General features: G+C 65.5%; 18 protein-coding genes and 3 pseudogenes. 5 read left to right on the top strand and 16 right to left on the bottom strand.

What is annotated here, in order from left to right; translation table 11 throughout:
• Positions 1 to 11: 11 nt before the first annotated feature.
• Positions 12 to 812 carry a helix-turn-helix transcriptional regulator gene (locus ACQVLG_RS01285; RefSeq protein WP_474292509.1) on the bottom strand — a complete coding sequence of 267 codons (801 nt, stop codon included), beginning with the start codon at positions 810 to 812 and terminating at the stop codon, positions 12 to 14.
• A 110-nt stretch (positions 813 to 922) separates the two neighbouring features.
• Between ACQVLG_RS01285 and ACQVLG_RS01280 the strand changes: the two genes are divergently transcribed.
• Both ACQVLG_RS01280 and ACQVLG_RS01275 read left to right on the top strand, forming a co-directional pair.
• Positions 923 to 1,771, top strand: coding sequence for an MFS transporter (locus ACQVLG_RS01280; RefSeq protein WP_474292508.1), 849 nt, complete (start codon positions 923 to 925; stop codon positions 1,769 to 1,771).
• On the top strand, positions 1,753 to 2,118 hold the full coding sequence (locus tag ACQVLG_RS01275) for a hypothetical protein (protein ID WP_474292507.1): 366 nt from the start codon (positions 1,753 to 1,755) through the stop codon (positions 2,116 to 2,118). Before ACQVLG_RS01280 ends, ACQVLG_RS01275 begins: the two co-directional genes overlap by 19 nt.
• On the opposite strand, the pseudogene ACQVLG_RS01270 reads toward ACQVLG_RS01275, so the two are convergent.
• Both ACQVLG_RS01270 and ACQVLG_RS01265 read right to left on the bottom strand, forming a co-directional pair.
• Positions 2,115 to 4,424 (bottom strand): annotated as a pseudogene (locus tag ACQVLG_RS01270) (xanthine dehydrogenase family protein molybdopterin-binding subunit). The gene ACQVLG_RS01275 and the pseudogene ACQVLG_RS01270 overlap by 4 nt on opposite strands.
• Positions 4,421 to 4,897: a (2Fe-2S)-binding protein gene (locus ACQVLG_RS01265; protein WP_230539730.1), complete on the bottom strand. Its 477-nt coding sequence runs from the start codon at positions 4,895 to 4,897 to the stop codon at positions 4,421 to 4,423. Before ACQVLG_RS01265 ends, ACQVLG_RS01270 begins: the two are co-directional and overlap by 4 nt.
• A 151-nt stretch (positions 4,898 to 5,048) precedes the next feature.
• Here ACQVLG_RS01265 and mug point away from each other — a divergent pair, with 151 nt between their 5' ends.
• Positions 5,049 to 5,570: a G/U mismatch-specific DNA glycosylase gene (gene mug, locus ACQVLG_RS01260; RefSeq protein WP_474292506.1), complete on the top strand. Its 522-nt coding sequence runs from the start codon at positions 5,049 to 5,051 to the stop codon at positions 5,568 to 5,570.
• 41 nt (positions 5,571 to 5,611) lie between these two features.
• Here the strand turns inward: mug and ACQVLG_RS01255 are convergent, their stop codons facing one another.
• Genes ACQVLG_RS01255 through ACQVLG_RS01240 form a run of 4 tightly spaced genes read right to left on the bottom strand, consistent with a single transcriptional unit; the run spans position 5,612 to position 7,536 of the window.
• On the bottom strand, positions 5,612 to 6,397 hold the full coding sequence (locus ACQVLG_RS01255) for an anti-sigma factor family protein (protein WP_474292505.1): 786 nt from the start codon (positions 6,395 to 6,397) through the stop codon (positions 5,612 to 5,614).
• Complete coding sequence (locus ACQVLG_RS01250; protein WP_474295869.1) at positions 6,394 to 6,915, bottom strand: RNA polymerase sigma factor; 522 nt, start codon at positions 6,913 to 6,915, stop codon at positions 6,394 to 6,396. The genes ACQVLG_RS01255 and ACQVLG_RS01250 overlap by 4 nt, the downstream gene beginning before the upstream one ends.
• Positions 6,916 to 6,942: 27 nt before the next feature.
• The gene (locus ACQVLG_RS01245; RefSeq protein ID WP_474292504.1) at positions 6,943 to 7,308 is read right to left on the bottom strand and encodes a COG4315 family predicted lipoprotein; all 366 of its coding nucleotides are present in this window, start codon (positions 7,306 to 7,308) and stop codon (positions 6,943 to 6,945) included.
• 57 nt (positions 7,309 to 7,365) lie between these two features.
• A complete protein-coding gene (locus ACQVLG_RS01240) occupies positions 7,366 to 7,536 on the bottom strand; it encodes a hypothetical protein (RefSeq protein ID WP_474292503.1) in 171 nt (56 codons plus the stop codon).
• A 53-nt stretch (positions 7,537 to 7,589) separates the two neighbouring features.
• Between ACQVLG_RS01240 and ACQVLG_RS01235 the strand changes: the two genes are divergently transcribed.
• The gene (locus ACQVLG_RS01235; protein WP_474292502.1) at positions 7,590 to 7,796 is read left to right on the top strand and encodes a hypothetical protein; all 207 of its coding nucleotides are present in this window, start codon (positions 7,590 to 7,592) and stop codon (positions 7,794 to 7,796) included.
• Between the two features lie 160 nt (positions 7,797 to 7,956).
• Here ACQVLG_RS01235 and ACQVLG_RS01230 read toward each other — a convergent pair whose 3' ends face one another.
• Together ACQVLG_RS01230 and ACQVLG_RS01225 are read right to left on the bottom strand one after the other, a co-directional pair.
• The gene (locus ACQVLG_RS01230) at positions 7,957 to 8,283 is read right to left on the bottom strand and encodes a hypothetical protein (protein WP_474292501.1); all 327 of its coding nucleotides are present in this window, start codon (positions 8,281 to 8,283) and stop codon (positions 7,957 to 7,959) included.
• 69 nt (positions 8,284 to 8,352) lie between these two features.
• Positions 8,353 to 9,360: an XdhC family protein gene (locus ACQVLG_RS01225; RefSeq protein ID WP_474292500.1), complete on the bottom strand. Its 1,008-nt coding sequence runs from the start codon at positions 9,358 to 9,360 to the stop codon at positions 8,353 to 8,355.
• A 100-nt stretch (positions 9,361 to 9,460) separates the two neighbouring features.
• On the opposite strand from ACQVLG_RS01225, the gene ACQVLG_RS01220 reads away from it, so the two are divergent.
• On the top strand, positions 9,461 to 9,601 hold the full coding sequence (locus ACQVLG_RS01220) for a hypothetical protein (RefSeq protein ID WP_162835767.1): 141 nt from the start codon (positions 9,461 to 9,463) through the stop codon (positions 9,599 to 9,601).
• Between the two features lie 117 nt (positions 9,602 to 9,718).
• On the opposite strand, the gene ACQVLG_RS01215 is transcribed toward ACQVLG_RS01220, so the two are convergent.
• From ACQVLG_RS01215 to ACQVLG_RS01185, 7 genes and pseudogenes are all read right to left on the bottom strand, one after another.
• The gene (locus tag ACQVLG_RS01215) at positions 9,719 to 10,774 is read right to left on the bottom strand and encodes a M48 family metalloprotease (protein WP_329958051.1); all 1,056 of its coding nucleotides are present in this window, start codon (positions 10,772 to 10,774) and stop codon (positions 9,719 to 9,721) included.
• 60 nt (positions 10,775 to 10,834) lie between these two features.
• Complete coding sequence (gene dut / locus ACQVLG_RS01210; protein ID WP_099762451.1) at positions 10,835 to 11,284, bottom strand: dUTP diphosphatase; 450 nt, start codon at positions 11,282 to 11,284, stop codon at positions 10,835 to 10,837.
• Between the two features lie 35 nt (positions 11,285 to 11,319).
• Positions 11,320 to 12,544, bottom strand: a pseudogene (coaBC, locus tag ACQVLG_RS01205) (bifunctional phosphopantothenoylcysteine decarboxylase/phosphopantothenate--cysteine ligase CoaBC).
• 17 nt (positions 12,545 to 12,561) lie between these two features.
• The gene (lspA, locus tag ACQVLG_RS01200; RefSeq protein WP_474292499.1) at positions 12,562 to 13,071 is read right to left on the bottom strand and encodes a signal peptidase II; all 510 of its coding nucleotides are present in this window, start codon (positions 13,069 to 13,071) and stop codon (positions 12,562 to 12,564) included.
• 83 nt (positions 13,072 to 13,154) lie between these two features.
• Positions 13,155 to 16,058 (bottom strand): annotated as a pseudogene (ileS, locus tag ACQVLG_RS01195) (isoleucine--tRNA ligase).
• Positions 16,059 to 16,125: 67 nt separating this feature from the next.
• Entirely contained in the window at positions 16,126 to 17,097 is a 972-nt protein-coding gene (locus ACQVLG_RS01190; RefSeq protein WP_230539719.1) for a bifunctional riboflavin kinase/FAD synthetase, read from the bottom strand.
• A gap of 284 nt (positions 17,098 to 17,381) precedes the next feature.
• Positions 17,382 to 18,593 (bottom strand): tetratricopeptide repeat protein, encoded by a 1,212-nt coding sequence (locus ACQVLG_RS01185; RefSeq protein WP_230539718.1) that lies wholly within the window; start codon positions 18,591 to 18,593, stop codon positions 17,382 to 17,384.
• Positions 18,594 to 18,624 lie beyond the last annotated feature (31 nt).

Here is an 18,624-nt window from a genome sequence, read left to right as displayed (position 1 = left end):
GGTTTTTTCGTTTACGGCGCGGTGTCTTCTGCCAGCTGGCGCGCGTACACGACCAGCCGCAGGTGGCGGTCCGCATCGATGGTCAGCGAAGTGTGCTCGTACGCGATGTCCTCGCCGCCGATGGTCAGGCGGCGCACGCCGGCGCATGGCGCATGCACGTCATGGCGGCGCCACCATAGCTTGAATTCGGGCGAGACTTTTTCCAGTTCGTCCACCAGCGCGTGGATATCGGCTTCCTGCGTGGCGCGCGCATAGTCGCGGCGAAAGCTCGACAGCATCAGCGGCGCCTGCTCTTCCCAGGCCGTGAAGCGCGAGCGCAGCAGCGGGTCGGTAAACAAGAGCCACAGCAGATTGCGGCGCGCCGGCACATGCGCGCCAAAGCCGAACAGGGCGTCCGCGTCCGCATTGAACGCCAGCACGTCCCAGCGCAGGTTGAGCACATAGGCCGGATGCGCCAGCTCGTGCATCAGGCGGCGCACCGGCGGCGGCACCACGCAAAACGTCTTGCCTTCTTCGGCGGGCGGGCGCGCATGCGCCAGCAGGAACAGGTGGCGCCGCTCGCCCGCATCCAGCTTGAGCACCTGCGCCAGCTTGTCGAGAAAGGCGCTCGAGACGCCGATGTCGCGCCCCTGCTCCAGCCAGGTGTACCAGGTCAGCCCCACGCCGGCCAGCGCCGCCACTTCTTCGCGGCGCAAGCCCGGCGTCCTGCGCCGCCCGCCGCCGGGCAAACCCACGTCTTCGGGCGACAGCCGCGCGCGGCGCGCCTGCAGGTAGGCGGCCAGTTCGTGGCGGGTGCGGGCCAAAGTGCGCATGGTGTGGTCTTTCCGGTGAGCCTGTTGCTATCAGTAATAGCATAAACAGTTAAATTGTAATTGTTTATATTGTATTTCAGAATGCCTGCTTTCTTCCCGAAAGCGCGTTTATGTCTGATTATTCCTCCTCCACGACCCTTGCGCCTGCCTCTACGGCGCTGCCTACCACTGTCTACCTGATCGCCGTGGGCGCGTTCGCGCTGGGCATGGCGTCGTATGTGACGGCGGGCCTGATGCCGATGATCGCCGGCGCCTTTTCCGTGTCCGTAGCGATGGCCGCGCAGCTGGTGACGGCGTTCACCCTGGCCTATGGCCTCGGCTCGCCCCTGGCCGTGGCCTTGCTGCCGGCGCGCGCGCAGCGCTCCGGCCTGCTGGGCGCGCTGGCCGTGTTCGTGCTGGCGAATGGGGCCAGCGCGCTGGCGCCCGGTTTTACCAGTCTGCTGGCCTGGCGGGCCATGGCCGGCATCGGCGCGGGCGTTTACCTGGCGCTGGGCATCGCGGCGGCAGCGGGCGTGTCGGCGCCGCAGCAGCGGGGCAAGGCCATCGGCGCGATCATGGGCGGCATGGCGGGCGGCACGGTACTGGGCGTGCCTTTGAGCCTGTTGCTGGCGCAGCAGCTGGGCTGGACGGCGGCCCTGTGGCTGGTCGCCGGCCTCGGTGCGCTGGCGCTGGCGGGCTTGCTGTGGAAGCTGCCCGCGCTGCCGGAAGTACCGGCGACCTCGCTGCGCCGCAAGCTGGCCTTGCTGGCCGATGGGCAGGTGCTGGCCATTTGCTCGTGTCGCTGCTGGCGGCCATCGCCAGCCTGGGCATGTACACGTTCATTGCGCCGCTGCTGGCGTGGTCGGCGCAGGGGGCGCCGGTGTCTGCCACGCCCTTCCTGTGGGCCTGGGGCGTGGGCGGCATCGCGGGCAGCGTATTGGTCGGACCTTGGGCGGACAAGGTGGCGGCGCCGAAACTAACCTGCTTCATCTTGCTGCTGCTGGCGCTGGCCCTGTGCGCGCTGCCGCTGGCGGCCGGCTGGTCGGCGTGGTTGATGCTGGCGCCGATCGTGCTGTGGGGCGCGGCTGGCTGGGCCCTGCAAGTGCCGCAGAACCAGCGGCTGCTGGCCGTGCGCGCGCGGCAGGGCGACGGCAACCTGGCCATCGCCCTCAATGAATCGGCGCTGTACCTGGGCAGCGCCGTCGGCGCCGCCGCGGGCGGGGTACTGCTCCTGCTGGACTGGCCCATGTGGCTGCTGGCGGCCGGTGCTGCCCTGGTCGCCGCCGCCGCGTTGCTGCTGCAGTTGCCCGCCGCGCGGCGTTCCTAGGCCTTTTTCGCCAGCTGCATGCCCACGGGCAGGGCGCGGATGCGCTTGCCCGTGGCGGCGAAGATGGCGTTGCACAGGGCCGGCGCGATGGGCGGCGTGGCCGGCTCGCCCACGCCGCCCAGCTCCATGTCCAGGGTACCGGGCACCAGGTGCGTGTGGATCACGTGGGGCGCGTCGGCGGCGCGCAGCACGCTGTAGTCGTGGAAATTGCTTTGCTCGACCCGGCCATTCTTAAAGCTGATCTCGCCGCTCATGGCCAGCGACAGGCCCATGATGCAGGCGCCTTCGATCTGCGAGCGCACGCGGTCCGGATTGATCTGCGGGCCGCAATCCATGGCGATATCGACCCTGGGCACGATGACTTCGCCGGCCGCATTGATTTCCACTTCGATCACGGCCGCCACATAGGTGACGAAACTGTAGGACACGGCCAGGCCCAGGCCCCGCCCCTTGGGCAGCTTGCGGCCCCCCAGCCCGCCTTGGCCGTCGCCAGTTCGATCACGTGGCGCATGCGGCCTATGTCGACCGGATACTTCGCCGGATCCTCGCCATAGTTCCAGCCGTCGGACAGGTCGGCCGGGTTGATCTTGCGCGCGGGACCCAGCAATGCCAGCAGGTAGTCGCGGTGATCCTTCTTTGCCGCATGCGCCAGTTCGGCCGTGAACGACTGGATGGCAAACGCGTGCGGGATATTCGACACGGAACGGAACCAGCCGATGCGCGTATGGGCCGGCACTTCGGGTACCTCGACGCGGATGTTCGCAATGGCGAACGGCACGTTGATGGCCGACATGCCCAGCTCGAACGGCGCCTGCTTGTTCGCGCCGGCGGCAAAGGTCGAGGTGATGGTGGGGGCGGCCGTGCGGTGCAGCCAGGCCGTCGGCATGCCCTTCGCATCCAGCGACGCTTCCAGCCGTTCGACGGACACCGTGTGCAGATAGTCGTGCTGCAGGTCGTCGTCGCGCGTCCACGTCAGCTTGACGGGCGCGCCATCCATGGCTTTCGACAGCAGCGCCGCCTCGACGGCGAAATCGGGTTTCGATTTGCGCCCGAAGCCGCCGCCCAGCAGGGTCACATGGACGGTCACGTCGTCATACGCCAGGCCCAGGGCCTTGGCCACGTTGCTGCGCGTCGCCTGCGGCGCCTGCACGCAGGCCCACACTTCGGCCTTGCCGCCGGCGATGCGCACGGTGGCGGCGGGCGGCTCCATGGTGGCGTGAGCCAGGTGGGGCAGATAATATTCGGCACTGAGTTTGCGCGCGGCGGGAGCGGCGGCCAGGGTGGCCACCGTCTTGCCCTGGTCGCGCGCGGGGCTGGCCGGCTGGCGCACGGCCGCTTCCAGGGTCTTGCGGAAGGCTTTCGAGTCGTAATCGCCGTTCGGGCCATCGTCCCACTCCAGCACCAGCGCTTCGCGGCCCTTGATGGCGGCCCAGGTATTTTTCGCGATGACGGCCACGCCGCCCAGCGGATTGAACATGGCCGGCGGCGGACTGCCTGCCAGTTCGACGATGCGCAGCACGCCCGGCACCTTCAGGGCCGCCGTCTTGTCCACGCTTTTCAGCTTGCCGCCGAAGACGGGCGGACGGGCGATGACGGCGTACGCCATGCCGTCGAGGCGCGTGTCGATGCCGAAGTGAGTATTGCCCGTGACGATGTCGTGCAGGTCGATGCCGCGCGTGCTGCTTTGGCCTATATAACGCAGCTCGCCCGCCGTTTTCAGGCTGATGCGCGCGCGTGGCGGCACCGGCAGCTTGGCCGCTTCCTGGGCCAGCGCGCCGAACGACAGCAAGCGTCCGCTGGCCGCATGCACGACCGCATGGTTGACGGCCTTGACTTGCGTCACGGGCACGTCCCAGCGCACGGCGGCTGCCGTTTCCAGCATCAGGCGCGCCGTGGCGCCCACGTGGCGCATGGCGCGGAACGAGTGGCGCATGCTGCGCGAGCCGTCCGTATCCTGGCTGCCGTAGCGCGCCTCGTCGGCGGGCGCCTGCTGCACGCGCACCTGCGCCCAGTCGGCGCCCAGTTCGTCGGCCGCCACCATGGGCAGGCTGGTGCGGATGCCCTGTCCCATTTCGGAGCGGTGTACAACGATGGTAACGATGCCGTCGGCGGCGATCGACAGGAAGACCAGGGTGTCGTCGACCACGCCGCCCGCCATCTTGTCGCCGCCGTATTTGACGGCGTCGGCCGCCATCACGAGGCCGGAAGGGCCGGGCCACGAGGGTCAAGCCAGCCAGCGCGCCGGCGGCCTTGAGCCAGTGGCGCCGCGCAGGCGAATGTGCGGCGGCAGTGTCATGGATGCTCATTTGGCCGCTCCTTTCGCGTGGATACTGGCCGAGGCCTGCCTGATGGCCGCGTGGATGCGCGTATAGGTGCCGCAGCGGCAGATATTGCCGCTCATCGCTTCGCGGATTTGCTGGTCGTTCGGTCTTGGCGTCTTGTGCAGCAGGGCCGTGGCCGACATGATCTGGCCAGCCTGGCAATAGCCGCATTGTGGCACGCCATGTTCCTGCCAGGCTTGCTGTAGCGCAAAGCCGACCTTGTCTTCGCCCACCGCTTCGATGGTGGTGATCTTTTTGCCGGCGGCGGCCGACACGGGCGTCACGCAGGAGCGGATCGCTTCGCCGTCGAGGTGCACGGTGCAGGCGCCGCACAGGGCCATGCCGCAGCCGAATTTGGTGCCGGTCATGCCCAGTTCGTCGCGCAAGGCCCACAGCAGGGGCGTGTCTTCAGGCAGTGCAAGGTCGTGCTGCTTGCCATTGATGGTCAGGGTCGTCATGTGTAGTCCTCGGAGTGGGGATGGTGCGGGGAAGCGCGACGGCCATCCGGCATATGGATGAGCGCATCAGTATCGGATGGTAGCACCAGCCGCCCTGCGCTGCATGGCGGAGGCCGGTGGCATACTGCGGCTTCCGATATTGGAGTTTTCCATGACATACATCACAGTGGCGCAAGGCTTGCCCGACATTCTCGCTCCCGGCTTGCAGGTGGTTTTTTGCGGCCTCAATCCCGGCGTGGACGCGGCGGCGGCCGGCCACCATTTTCTCGGCCGCGGCAACCGTTTCTGGCCCGTGCTGCACCTGGCCGGCTTCACGCCGCACCTGGTGGCGCCGCAGGACGATGCCAGCGTGCTCGGTTTCGGGCTGGGGTTGACGGCGGCAGTCGGGCGTCCGACCAGCCGCGCGGACCAGGTGGGAACGGACGAATTCGCGCAAGCGGCGGCCGGCCTGCAGCACAAACTGGCATTGATGCAGCCGCAGTGGATCGCCTTCCTGGGCAAGGCCGCCTACGCGGCGATGACGGGAAAACGCCAGCTGGAATGGGGCGAACAGCCGGAGCGCTTCGGCGGCGCGCGCGTGTGGATACTGCCCAATCCCAGTGGCCTCAATCGCGGCTATTCGAAGGAACGGCTGGTCGAGGCCTACGCGGAACTCAGGCGCGCGCTGGGCTGACGTACCCGCGCGCGCGCGGCGCAACACATGGGCGGCCTGGCTCAGCGCGGCTGCTCCAGCTGCGCGTACACGGCGCCGGCGAGCTTGCCCAGTTCCTGCTTGGGCAGGCTCGCCGAGAGGGCGTAACCGAGCTGGCCGTCGATCCAGTAAAACACGCTCAGATCCTTTTCCTGCGTGTAGCGGAAGGCCGTTTCCTGCTTGCCGGCCCGTTCTTTCGCCACGTACAGGGTCAGGCGCTGGCCTTTGCCATCTTCATACATGAATTGCGCCACGGGGCCGTCGCCATCGCCGGGCAGCAGGCGCCCGCCGATCAGGTGATAGCCGAGCGGCGACAGCGCGGGCGGCTGCAATTTGCTGCCCAGGCGTTTCGACAGCCATTGCACCAGGTGCGCCTCCTGTTCCGCGCCTACTTCCACGGGGTGGCGCACTTCGGGCGTGTAGACGGCATGGGCGATGGCGGCGCTGCGCGCCAGGGAAACCGGGCTGGCGCCGGGGGGCACGCCATCGCCGCCGCGCAGCAGCCAGCCGCCCGCGCCGCCCGCGAGCACCAGCACGACGGCCGCTGCCGCCTGCATGGCGGGGCGGCGCCAGGCGCCGTTCGCCGCCGGCGGGGCCGCCGCCTGCAGCAGCGCCGGGGGCACAGCGTCGTCCAGCACGGGATCGAACAGGGCGCGCAATTGCCGGTTCTGTTCGCGCCAGGCGTCCACCCTGGCGGCGTCCCCGGGATGCGCGCGCAGGTGGGCGTCGACGGCCGCGCGCTGGTCTTCGGGCAGGACGCCGTCGGCCAGGGCGTGCAATTGCGCTTCGCTGATGGCTTGCGTTGTCATTTCACGACTTTCAGGGTGGGTGGGCCGCTATCCTGGCTGCCGGCAGGGCGGCCATCGAGCAGCGCACGCAGTTTGTCGCGTCCGCGCGACAGCCGCGACATGACGGTGCCGACGGGGATGTTCAGGGTGGCCGCCACCTGCTCGTACGGCATCTGTTCCAGCGCGACCAGAAGGATCACTTCGCGCTGCCCCAGCGGCAAACGGGCCAGCGCCGCATCCATTTCGCCGATGGCGATGGCTTGCCCCGGCGCGTGCTCAGGGGCGGGCAGCACGCTGTCGTCATCGAGTTCCTGCAGGGACAGGCCGGGGCGGCGCAGCTGGTCCACGTGCAGGTTATGCATGATGGAAAACAGCCAGGGCCGCATCTCGCCGCCGCGCTGCCACTGGTCGAATTTTCGCCAGGCCCGCTCCACGGTGTCCTGCACCAGGTCGTCCGCGTGCGCGGCGCCGGCCAGCGCGCGCGCATAGCGGCGCAGGCCGGGCAGGCACGCTTGCAGCTGGCGGCTGTCCTCTTGCATGGTCATCGTGGCGGCGGGATGGTGAGCTTAGGGCTTGACGACGTGCCACACGTTCTTGAAATTGTCGCCGGCCACGTCGCCTGGCTTCTTGTCTTCCTTGTACAGGTACAGGGGCTTGCCCTTGTAGGTCAGCTGCATGGCGCCGTTGTCTTCGCGCTTGATGCTGCCATACGGGGCGGCGGGCGCCGCCTCGGTGGCGATGACGGCGGGCCAGGCGACCAGGCAGCCGCCGCTGCAGGCGCTCTTGCCGCTGTCGGCGACATCCTTGTCGAACACGTACACGGTCATGCCGCTGGCGTTGACCAGCATGCCGTTGGCGGGCATGACGTCGGCGGCGAAGGCCAGCGGGGCGGACAACAGGGCGGCGAGGGTGGCGATAGCAGTAAAGCGCATGATGGTCTCCTTGAGGTTTGGTGGGCTTGCAAGGGATAGACGCATGCCGCCCGCCGTTTATTCCCCGGTCGGCAAAATATTTTTTGCCGGCGCGTGCAGGCTGGCCCACAGGTGGGCGGCCGCCATGGTGCGGTGCGGCGCGTACTGGCGCAGCCACTGCTCCGTGCGCGCCATGTCCGGTTTCGTTTCCTCTCCGAGCAGCTTTTGCAGGGCGGCGCGGATGGCCACGTCGCCGTGCAGCGAGCAGTCGGCATAGCCGTAGCCGCGCAGCAGCGCGTAATTTGACGGTCCACGGGCCGATGCCCTTGACGGCCAGCAGCGCCTGCGAAATGGCCGCCACGTCGCCGGAAGGGGGCAGTTCCAGCGACAATTCCCCGTCGTCGACGAGGCGCGCCAGGCGCAGCACGGTTTCCGCCTTGGCGCGCGAGAATTTGCGGCTGGTCAAATCCTCGATTTCCAGCCGCGCCACATCGCGCGCCTCGGGGTAGCACCACAAGCCGCTGGCATGCCGGCGCCCCGCCTGCAGAATAAACGTGCGGCGCAGGGAAATGGCGAACGGCAGATTGATCTGCTGGCCGATGACGGCCCAGGTCAGCGCCTCGAAGGGGCTGGCCGATTGCACGATGCGCAAGCCCGGATTGACGCTTATCAAAGGCGCCAGCAGCGGGTCGGCGGCGGCCAGCAGGGCGAACGGCTGCGGGTCGATGCGCAGGCCGAGGATGTTGAGCAGGGCGCCGTGCAGCGCCGTTTGCACAGCGTCACTGGCGCCGCCGTCGATCTCGCGCGGCAAATGGCCGCAGCGTCCGTGAAGGCCACGTCCAGCACCACGGGCACGCCGGCAAGCAGGATGCCCTTGCGCAGGCCTGCTGCGGTGACCTGTTCGGCGACGGCTTCCCCGTCGCGGCTGTGAAAGGCGATGACGTCGTCGCGGCGGTAGCCGGCGGACAGGGGGAGGGTCCAGTGCAGCAGGGTCATGGTGGCCAAAAATCAGGGAAGGTAGCACGGGCGCGCCGCTGGCGCATCTTATTTCTTGCTTTTCAGGCGTCAGCGCACGCAGAGGTCAGGGTTGGGCGGCGTCAAGGCGGCCGCGTGCTGGATCTGCAGGGCGTCGGGCACGCCATTTTTCACGGCCGTCAGTTCGGCCAGGATGGAGATGGCGATTTCGGCCGGCGTCTTGCTGCCGATGTACAGGCCGATGGGGCCATGCAGGCGCGCCAACTGGTCCGCGCTGACGTCGAACTGCAGCAGCCGTTCGCGGCGCTTGGCGTTGTTGGCGCGCGAGCCGATGGCGCCGACGTAAAAAGCGGGGGATTTGAGTGCTTCCATCAGGGCCAGGTCGTCGAGCTTGGGGTCGTGCGTGAGGGCGACGACGGCGCTGCGGCTGTCGAGCTTTAATTCCAGCACCAGGTCGTCCGGCATGGCGTGCAGCAGGGGCACGCCGGGCACGTTCCAGCCGCCCCGGTATTCCTCGCGCGGGTCGCAGACGATGACGTGGTAATCCATGGCCATGGCGATTTGCGCCACGAAGCGCGACAGCTGGCTGGCGCCGATGATCAGCAATCGCCAGCGCGGGCCGTGCTGCGTGGTGAGCACGCCATTTTCCAGGGCCAGCACGGCGCCCGGCGCGGCGGTTTGCAGGGCGACGGCGCCCGTGCCCAGGTCGAGGCGGCGTTCGACCAGTTCGTGCGCTTCGAGGCGCGCCAGCAGTTCGGCCACGCGGCTGCCCGCGTGCAGCGGTTCGATCGCCAGTTCGATGGTGCCGCCGCAGGGCAGGCCGAAGCGGTGCGCCTCGTCGGCGCTGATGCCGTAGCTGACGATGTCCGGCAAGGTGCGCTCGATGCCGTGCACGCGCACCCTGTCGATCAAATCATCTTCGATGCAGCCGCCGGAGACGGAGCCGACCACCGTGCCATCGTCGCAGATGGCCAGCGTGGCGCCCACGGGGCGGGGGCTGGAGCCCCAGGTCTTGATGACGGTGACGAGTTCGCAGCGGTGCCCGGCGGCGAGCCAGGCGGCGCTGGTCTTCAGAACTTCAAGGTCGATGCTGTCCATGGCGCGCGCGAGTTACATGCCGTATGTTTGCGGCAAAGTATGGAAAAGTATTCAAGATTGTGGATATACTACCTGTTCCACCACCCTGCGGAGAATTTTCATGTCAAATGAAGTCAAGACGCAAGAAGAGGGTATTCCCAAGTTCGGCAAGCTGCTCATCGTCCTGTTTCTGGCCGTGGTGTTCTGCGGCGCCCTGACCTGGATCATGGGCACCTACTTCCCGAACTTCCCCGGCGCCTGACCAAACCTGCTGCGCGTCGCGCTTTGCGGCCTGCGATGCTCACCGTACTAGAGTACGGTTGCGCTTCTTAGCCACAAATCACTGCCGCTCGCGACGGTTTTGTCAGGCGCCTCCGTGCTAAGGCTTGAGTGGTTTCTTGGCTGCCTGCTTGGCGCGCACGTCGATGACGGCGCGGTTGACGGCAGCCATGCGCGAGTTGGTGCCCGGGTGCAGGGCCGTGTAGCCGTTGGCGACCGTGGCCGGCACTTGCGTGGCCATGCGCTGCCAGAAGCGGGCGGCGTTGTCGACGTTGTAGCCGGCGCGCGCCAGCAGGTAGATGGCCAGGGTGTCGGCTTGCACGTCGAGTTCCTGCGGCATGGCCTTGATGCCGGCGGCGCCCGTCAGCATCGAGACGTCGGGCTGCACGGCGCCCAGGCTGTCGATGATGGTGCCGGCCGTACCGGCCGAGCGCTGGCTGCGCGCGTGGTCGAGGATGTTGTGCGCCATTTCGCGGGCGATGACGAAAGCGATGCCTTCGTCATTTTGCGCCGCATTGATCATGCCGCGCGTGAGCATGATGCGCGCGCCGTCCGAATACGCGTTGATATTGTCCGCATTGCCCAGGGCGACGCGGAAGGCGCAGGCGCGCGTGACGGGAATTTTGAGGTCCTGCTGCTGGCCGTCGCGGGCGATGGTCATGTTCAGGCTTGCGTTCTTCGAGGCCAGCGGGCCGACGATGGCGCCGAACGGGCCTTCCGCTTTCGGGCCTGCCGGCAGCGGCTTGCCTTCGGCGGCCAGCAAGCCGTCGCCCTTGCGCAAGCCGGCGCGCGCGGCGCCGCTGCCCGGCAAGACGCCGGACACCTGCATCTGTTCGCCGTAGCCGAGTGCCGCCTGCGCCGCGTCGGCATAGATGCCAGGGTAGGAATACTTGTTCTGCGCCGTGAAGCCCAGCAGGTTGCGCGCATACGTCTTGCACAGGTCCGCATTGTTGATCAGCAGGGGCGCCGAGACTTTCGACAGGCGGTCCTGCAGGGTTACCATCTTCACCAGCTCTTCCTGCGCCGCCTTTTGTTGCGCCGTCAGGGCCGGGGCCTCGGGCGCCGGCACGACGTTGAACGGGCCGCTGACAGTCGTCACCGGCGTGGTGCAGCCGGCCAGAATGGCCGCGCCGGCCAACAGGAGGGGAGTGGCCAATCGGTGCAGCGAAGTCTGGGCTGGGATCAGATGGCGGAAACCTGGCATAAGTGTCAATCCTTAATGTTTGCCGGTGCTGCCGAAACCGCCAACACCGCGTTCGCTGTCGCCGAATTCCTCGACGACGTTAAAGCCCACTTGCAGCACCGGCACGATAATCAGTTGCGCCAGGCGCTCCATGGGATTGAGCGTGAAGGCGCTCTGGCCCCGGTTCCAGGTCGATACCATCAGCTGGCCCTGGTAATCGGAGTCGATCAAGCCTACCAGATTCCCCAAAACGATGCCGTTTTTGTGGCCCATGCCGCTGCGCGGCAAGATCATGGCCGCATACGACGGGTCGCCGATGTGGATGGCCAGGCCCGTGGGAATGAGCACGGTCTGGCCGGCTTCGATGGTGATCGCCTCGTCGATGCAGGCGCGCAGGTCCAGCCCCGCGCTGCCCGGGGTGGCGTAGGCCGGCAGCAGTTCTTGCATGCGGGCGTCGAGGATCTTGATGTCGATATTTTTCATGAATCTAACTAACTAAGCTAAGTCGTTTAAAAGGATTATTTGAGCAGCGAATTTTTTGCCAGGCGTTTCGAGATTTCCGAAATCAGCTGGCGCGCCAGGTTCAGTTTCGAGGCGCGCGGCAGCACGGTATGGCCTTCCTCGTCGAACAGGATGATGGTGTTGTCGTCCTGGCCAAACGTGTTCTGGCCGATATTGCCAACCAGCAGAGGAATGCCTTTTTTCTCGCGCTTGACCGAGCCGAATTCCACCAGGTTTTCTGATTCGGCGGCAAAGCCCACGCAATACGGATAGCCGGCCAGGTTGGTGCGCGCCGCCACGGTGGCGAGGATGTCGGGGTTTTGCGCGAACTGCAGTTCGGGCACGGAGCCGTCGGCCTGCTTTTTCATCTTTTGGTCGCTGGCGTTGGCGACTCTCCAGTCGGCCACGGCGGCCACGGCGACGAAGACATGCTGGCCGTCGACGTGGGCCAGCACCGCATCGTGCATCTGCTGCGCGCTTTGCACATCGATGCGGCGCACGCCAAACGGCGCGTCCAGGGCCGTGGGGCCGGAAATGAGCAGCACTTCGGCGCCCGCTTCACGCGCCGCGCGCGCCACCGCATAGCCCATCTTGCCCGAGGACAGATTGGTGATGCCGCGCACGGGGTCGATGGCTTCAAACGTGGGGCCGGCCGTGACCAGCACGCGCTTGCCCGCCAGGACTTTCGGCTGGAAGGCGGCGATCAGCTCTGTCAAGAGCTGTTCCGGTTCCAGCATGCGGCCCAGGCCAACTTCGCCGCAAGCCTGTTCGCCGGCGGCCGGGCCAAACAGGGTGATGCCGTCGTCGTGCAGCTGCTGCACGTTGCGCTGCGTGGCGGGCGGGGTTCTGCCACATTTCCACGTTCATGGCCGGCGCCACCAGCAAAGGCAGGTGGGCCGGGCGGGCCAGGCACAGGGTCGAGAGCAGGTCGTCGCAGACGCCATGCGCGAGTTTGCGCAGAAAATCGGCCGAGCACGGCGCGATCAGGATGGCGTCCGCATGGCGCGTCAAGTCGATATGCGCCATGTTGTTATCGATGCGGGCATCCCACTGGCTGGTGTGGACGGGGTGGCCGGACAGCGCCTGCATCGTGACGGCCGTGATGAAGTGGCTGGCCGCATCCGTCATCACCACCTGCACCGAGGCGCCGGCCTTTGTCAGCGCGCGGCACAGTTCCGCCGCTTTGTAGCAGGCGACGCCGCCCGAAAGTCCCAGGACGATTTTTTTGCCGGACAATTCCATGCCGTTCTCCTGCTTGTCTATTTGTTTACACGGCGCAGTTCATCGATGATGAACAGGGCCGCGCCGATGCAGATGGCGCTGTCGGCGATATTGAAAGCGGGGAAATGGCCCCAGCTTTTCCAGTGGAAGTCGAGGAAGTCGACCACGTGGCCGTACACCAGGCGGTCGATGGCGTTGCCCAGCGCGCCGCCGAGGATCAGCGCCAGGGCCCAGCAGAACATGCGCTGGCCGGCGTGCTTTTTCAGCAAATAAATGATGTAGACGGCGGCCGCCAGGGCGATGGCGGTGAAGAAATAGCGCTGCCAGCCGCCCTGGTCGGACAGGAAGCTGAACGCGGCGCCCTTGTTATACGCGAGCACCAGGTTGAAATACGAGGTGATGACCATCTCCTGCGCATAGCGGAAGGTCTTCAGGATCGTGATCTTGGTGATCTGGTCGAACAGGATGACGATGGCGGCAATGCCCAGCCAGGGCACGAGCGACGCTGAGGAGGACGATTTCGATGAAAAACGGTTTTTAGTGGCCATATTTTTCCAGGGAAGATAAAGCCGCCGCCTGGCAGCAGGCGGCGGTTGGACGCGGGACGCAGGCAGCGCCCCGGGGTGACAGTCTAAGCGAAACGGCGAACTTCGCCTTTTCCAAACAGATTGCTGACGCAGCGGCCGCACAGGGTGGCATGCGCGGCGTCCGTGCCCACGTCGGCGCGGTAGTGCCAGCAGCGCTCGCACTTCGGCGCCGTCGACGCGGCCACGACCACTTCCTCGGCTGCTTCGTCGGCCACTTCCGCCACCGTTGCCTGCGAGGTGATGAAGACGAACTTCAAGTCCTCGCCCAGGGTGGTCAACAGCTTGTATTTCATCGGCGCGGCCTTGATCGTCAGTTCCGCTTGCAGCGAGGAGCCGATGGCGCCCGAGGTGCGCAAGTCTTCCAGCTGCTTGGTGACGTCCGTGCGCACGGCGCGCAGGGCCGTGTATTTCTCCAGCAGCTCGGCCGCATCCGCCACTGCCGGCAGCTGCCACCAGGTTTGCGTGAAGATGGTTTCATCGCTGGCGGCGTACGCCTCCGCGCCGGCAAAGACTGCCCACGCTTCTTCGGCCGTGAACGACAGGGCCGGGGCCATCAGGCGCAGCAGGCTTTGCGTGATGTGCCACAGGGCCGTCTGCGCCGAACGGCGCGCGTGCGACGTCAAGCCCGAGGTGTACAAACGGTCCTTCAGGATGTCCAGGTAGAAGCCGCCCAGGTCTTCCGAGCAGTAGGTCTGCAGCTTCGACACGACGGGGTGGAACTCGTAGCGCGCATAGTTGTTCTCGATCTGCGTTTGCAACGATGCCATGTTGGCCAGCGCATAGCGGTCGATCTCGAACATTTCCGCCACCGGCACGGCGTCCGTGGCCGGATTGAAGTCCGAGGTATTGGCCAGCAGGAAGCGCAGGGTGTTGCGGATGCGGCGGTACGATTCCGTCACGCGTTTCAGGATTTCGTCGGAGATCGACAGCTCGCCCGTGTAGTCGGTCGAAGCGATCCACAGGCGCAGGATGTCCGCGCCCAGGGTGGGTGTCCGAGATCTTTTGCGGCGCCAGGGTATTACCCAGTGACTTCGACATCTTCTTGCCTTCGCCATCGACCGTGAAGCCGTGCGTCAGCAGGGCCTTGTATGGCGGACGGCCGTTCAGCATCGACGACACGAGCAGCGACGAGTGGAACCAGCCGCGATGCTGGTCCGAGCCTTCCAGGTACAGGTCGGCCGGGAACTGCAGCTGCGTCGAGTGCGAGCCGTGCGCCTGCGGGCCGCCCAGCACCGTCTGGTGCGTGGCGCCGGAATCGAACCACACGTCCAGCGTGTCCTTGTTCTTGGCATAGATGGCCGCTTCGTCGCCGATCAGGTCTTTCAGATCCAGTGCCTGCCATGCCTCGATGCCGTCCTTTTCGATCAGCTTGGCCACCTGCTCCAGCAGTTCCGGCGTGCGCGGATGCAGGTCGCCCGTTTCCTTGTGCACGATGAAGGCCATCGGCACGCCCCACTGGCGCTGGCGCGATAGGGTCCAGTCGGGACGGTTGGCGATCATGCCGTGCAGGCGCGCCTGGCCCCAGTCCGGGAAGAACTCGGTATCGGCGATGCCTTGCAAGGCCGTTTCGCGCAGGGTCGCGCCGCCGTCCTTCGGCGTCACGTCCATGCCGGCAAACCATTGCGACGTGGCGCGGTAGATGATCGGCGTCTTATGACGCCAACAATGCATGTAACTGTGGTCGAACATCTTGACTTCGAACAAGGCTCCCGCTTCTTTCAGGGCATTGCAGATCGGTTTCGACGCTTCCCAGATGGTCATGCCGCCGAACAGGGGCAGGGTCGAGGCGAACTTGCCGTCGCCCATGACGGGTTTGATGATGTCATCGTCCTTCATGCCGTGCGCCTTGCACGAGATGAAGTCGTCCAGGCCGTAGGCTGGCGCCGAGTGCACCACGCCCGTGCCGCTTTCCGTGGTCACGTATTCGGCCAGGTACAACGGCGACAGGCGGTCATAGAAGGCGTCGGCCGCGTGCAGCGGGTGGCGGAAGCTGATGCCGGCCAGGGCCGCGCCGTCGCAGGTGGCGATCGTCGTGCCTTCGAGCTTGAAGCGCGCCAGGCTGGCCACGACCAGGTCTTGCGCCAGGATCAGCAGCAATGGCTGGCCATCGCGCTCGGCTTTCACCAGCGCGTATTTGACTTCCGGGTGCACGTTCAGCGCCTGGTTCGACGGGATGGTCCACGGCGTGGTGGTCCAGATGACGATGAAACCGTTATCGGTCGGCAGGGAGGGCAGGCCGAAGGCTTGCGCGATTCGTTCAAATTCTTTGAATTTGAACCCGACGTCGATGGCGGGATCGCGCTTTTCCGCGTATTCCACTTCCGCCTCGGCCAGCGCCGACTGGCAATCGAAGCACCAGTTGACGGGCTTCAGGCCGCGGTAGACATAGCCTTTTTCCAGCAGCTTGCCCAGCGCGCGCAATTCGTCCGCTTCATTGCCGTGCGCCATGGTCAGATATGGGTTGTCCCACTCGCCCAGCACGCCAGGCGAATAAAATCCTTCTTCTGGCGCTCGACCTGCACGTTGGCGTAGGCGCGGGCCTTTTCCAGCACGTCGGCCGTCGGCAGGTTCTTGCCGTGCAGTTTTTCGATCTGGATCTCGATCGGCATGCCGTGGCAATCCCAGCCCGGCACGTAGGGCGCGTCGAAGCCGGCCAGCGAGCGCGACTTGACGACCATGTCCTTCAGGATCTTGTTGACGGCGTGGCCCAGGTGGATATCGCCATTCGCGTACGGCGGGCCGTCATGCAGGATGAATTTCGGACGGCCGGCGGCAGCCTTGCGCACGCGCTCGTAAATCTTCTTGTCTTGCCATTGTTGCACCCATTGCGGCTCGCGCTTGGCCATGTCGCCGCGCATCGGGAATGGGGTTTCCGTCATGTTGACCGGGTATTTGCTTTCAGGCTTCTTGTTCTGCTTGGGCGTGGCTGGCTTGTTTTGATCGGACATAATCTTCTTTAATGGTGTTGAATAGTTTGCGGCGGCAGGTGCCGCCAGGCGGCGGAGTTGGCCGGGATCAAATTCGGTCGGTGGCGGTAATGGCGCTGCGGCGCAGTGCGAAATACGCACGCGCCTGGTTCGAGTCGCGCTCGATGGCGGCCGTCAGGGTGGGCAAATCGTCGTACTTTTCTTCGTCGCGCAGCTTTTGCAGGAATTCCACGCGTACCAGCTTGCCGTAGCAGGATTGATTAAAATCAAACAGATGCACTTCCAGCAAGACGCGGCCACTGTCGTCGACGGTAGGGCGCACGCCCAGGCTGGCCACGGCAGGCAGCGGTTGCGGCCCCAGGCCGTGCACTTGCACGATGAAGATGCCGGACAGGGCAGGGCGGTGCGCCACGCGCAGGTTCAGGGTGGGGAAACCCAGTGTGCGGCCCAGTTTCTGGCCGTGGATCACGTGGCCGGAAATGGCGTACGGATGGCCCAGCAACTGCGTGGCCAGCGGGAAATCGCCGGCGGCCAGCGCCAGACGCACGGCCGACGAGGAGATGCGCGTGCTGCCGTTCATTACCGTCGGCAATGTTTCTACATGGAAACCATATTGACGGCCGGCTTCCTGCAGCATGGCCACGTCGCCGGCGCGCCGGGCGCCATAGCAGAAGTCGTCGCCGACCATCAGCCATTTCACGTGCAAGCCGTCGACGAGGACTTTTTCCGTGAATTCCTGCGGCGTCAAGGCGGCGAACTGGGCGCTGAAATGCTCGACGACGACACGGTCGATGCCGGCGTCGTCCAGCGATTGCAGCTTGTCGCGCAAGTTGGCGATGCGCTGTGGCGCTTTCGACAGGTCGCCCGCGCGCTGCGCGAAGAATTCGCGCGGATGCGGTTCGAACGTCATCACGGCCGCTTCAATGCCGAGTTCTGTGGCAGCTTCGCGCACGCGCGCCAGCAAGGCTTGATGGCCGATGTGGACACCGTCAAAATTGCCGATGGTCAGAGCGCAGGGCGCTCGAGCCTGGGCATTGGGAAGTCCGCGGAATACCTTCATGGGAATCTGATGAAAAACTGTGCCAAAAGGGGGATTATACGGACTGTTTCAGGGATGCACACCCGGCAGGGTGGGCGCAGGGCGAATTTCACTGCTGAAATGATAAAAAGCGTTGCCGGCGGGTATGCTGGCAACGCTTTAGTATTGATTCTATGCACTCTCAACGTCGAACCCAAGCGTAGCGAGCGGCAGTGATTTGTGGCCGAGAAGCGCAACCGTACTGTAGTACGGTGAGCATCACAGGCTGCAAAGCGCGACGCGCAGTAGCTTGGGTTCGATGTCAATTACTTGTTCATTAACGTCCAGTAACGTGCCAGGTCAGCCGCGCCATCCGTGCCCTTGACGGCTTTGAGTGCCGTCGTTGCATTGGATTTCTTGCCGGCGTGAATGTAGGCGATGCCCAGATGCAGCTTGGCTTCTTCCGCATACTTGGCCGTGCCCAGTTTCACCGCGTCATTCATCAAGCCCAGGCCTTTTTCGGCCTGGCCGTCGTACACCAGGGCGAAGCCCAGCTTGCTCAAGCTGTCGGCGTCCTTGTTCTTGACGTATTCCGCTTCCGACTTGGCAGCGTTGGCTTTCAGGTCGGCCTGGGTTTTCAGGGCCAGGTCTTTCAGGCGCTGGTGACGTGGCGCATCGGTGCCGGTGCCCAGCACGCCTTTCTTGTAGCCTTGCTCGATGATGCTCAAAGCTTCGCCAGGATTGCCTGCTTGCAGGGCCAGCTGGCTGATTTCCATGTATTCGGAAGGCTTGGTGAACAGGCCGTTGGCCAGGCGCAGGCGCTGGACGTCCAGGCCCAGGCGTTGCGAGAAGCCAGGTTTGCCCGAGACGCGGTTCAGCAGGTCAGCCCAGTAGCTGGTCTTTGGATAGCTGCCGGCCAGTTTTTCCAGGGTGGCGACGTAGCCAGCCTTGTCGTTTTGCTTCAACTGGATGTTGGCCAGCATTTGCAGGCTCGCTTCCGAGTTGCCGCCGCGCGCTTGCAGTTCCTTGGCCGCTTCGGCGTAGTTGCCGCTGACGTAGTAGGTCTGGATCAGCAGTTCGCGCATTTGCGCGTCGTCGCGGTCTTTCAGCGAGCGTTTGATCCAGGTGATGGTATTTGGCCAGTCCTTGGCGCGGTAGTACATGCCGGCCAGCGCTTGCGTGAATTTTGGGGCTTCGGCGGCGCTCAGGCGGCCGGAATTGATGACGGCTTCGAAAGCCTTGATGGCGGTGCCGTTGTCGCCGGCGGCGGCGGCGGCCGAAGCGCGCACGCGTTCGATCTGGTAGCTTTCAAAGGCAGTCTTGCCACCGACGCTGTCTGCTTCGCGCAGTTTGGCCAGCGCTTCCTTGTTCTTGCCGCTGCCAGCGAGTTTTTGCGCTTCTTGCAATGGCTTGCCCACTTCGGCGCGCACGGTGTCCGCGGCGTATGCCAGCGAGCCCAGGCCGATTACGGGAGTTGCTGCGGTAAAACCGATAGCGGCCATGACGAGGCCGAGATGAGCGAGACGAAACTTGGACATGAGAAAGTCTTTCAGTAAAAAGCGAATAGGC

Source organism: Janthinobacterium sp. TPC_1, from assembly GCF_056037845.1.
Note: the sequence above shows the minus strand (reverse complement) of the source record. Positions and strands in the feature narration are given on the sequence as shown.

Excerpts from the sequence above, each read along its gene's own strand:
- ACQVLG_RS01285 (WP_474292509.1), bottom strand. The coding sequence starts at position 812 with ATGCGCACTTTGGCCCGCACCCGCCACGAACTGGCCGCCTACCTGCAG.
- ACQVLG_RS01250 (WP_474295869.1), bottom strand. The coding sequence starts at position 6,915 with ATGCAAGAGGACAGCCGCCAGCTGCAAGCGTGCCTGCCCGGCCTGCGC.
- ACQVLG_RS01265 (WP_230539730.1), bottom strand. The coding sequence starts at position 4,897 with ATGACGACCCTGACCATCAATGGCAAGCAGCACGACCTTGCACTGCCT.
- ACQVLG_RS01220 (WP_162835767.1), top strand. The coding sequence starts at position 9,461 with ATGTCAAATGAAGTCAAGACGCAAGAAGAGGGTATTCCCAAGTTCGGC.
- dut (WP_099762451.1), bottom strand. The coding sequence starts at position 11,284 with ATGAAAAATATCGACATCAAGATCCTCGACGCCCGCATGCAAGAACTG.
- lspA (WP_474292499.1), bottom strand. The coding sequence starts at position 13,071 with ATGGCCACTAAAAACCGTTTTTCATCGAAATCGTCCTCCTCAGCGTCG.
- ACQVLG_RS01225 (WP_474292500.1), bottom strand. The coding sequence starts at position 9,360 with ATGGACAGCATCGACCTTGAAGTTCTGAAGACCAGCGCCGCCTGGCTC.
- ACQVLG_RS01230 (WP_474292501.1), bottom strand. The coding sequence starts at position 8,283 with ATGACCCTGCTGCACTGGACCCTCCCCCTGTCCGCCGGCTACCGCCGC.
- ACQVLG_RS01190 (WP_230539719.1), bottom strand. The coding sequence starts at position 17,097 with ATGAAGGTATTCCGCGGACTTCCCAATGCCCAGGCTCGAGCGCCCTGC.
- ACQVLG_RS01245 (WP_474292504.1), bottom strand. The coding sequence starts at position 7,308 with ATGCGCTTTACTGCTATCGCCACCCTCGCCGCCCTGTTGTCCGCCCCG.
- ACQVLG_RS01255 (WP_474292505.1), bottom strand. The coding sequence starts at position 6,397 with ATGACAACGCAAGCCATCAGCGAAGCGCAATTGCACGCCCTGGCCGAC.
- mug (WP_474292506.1), top strand. The coding sequence starts at position 5,049 with ATGACATACATCACAGTGGCGCAAGGCTTGCCCGACATTCTCGCTCCC.
- ACQVLG_RS01185 (WP_230539718.1), bottom strand. The coding sequence starts at position 18,593 with ATGTCCAAGTTTCGTCTCGCTCATCTCGGCCTCGTCATGGCCGCTATC.
- ACQVLG_RS01280 (WP_474292508.1), top strand. The coding sequence starts at position 923 with ATGTCTGATTATTCCTCCTCCACGACCCTTGCGCCTGCCTCTACGGCG.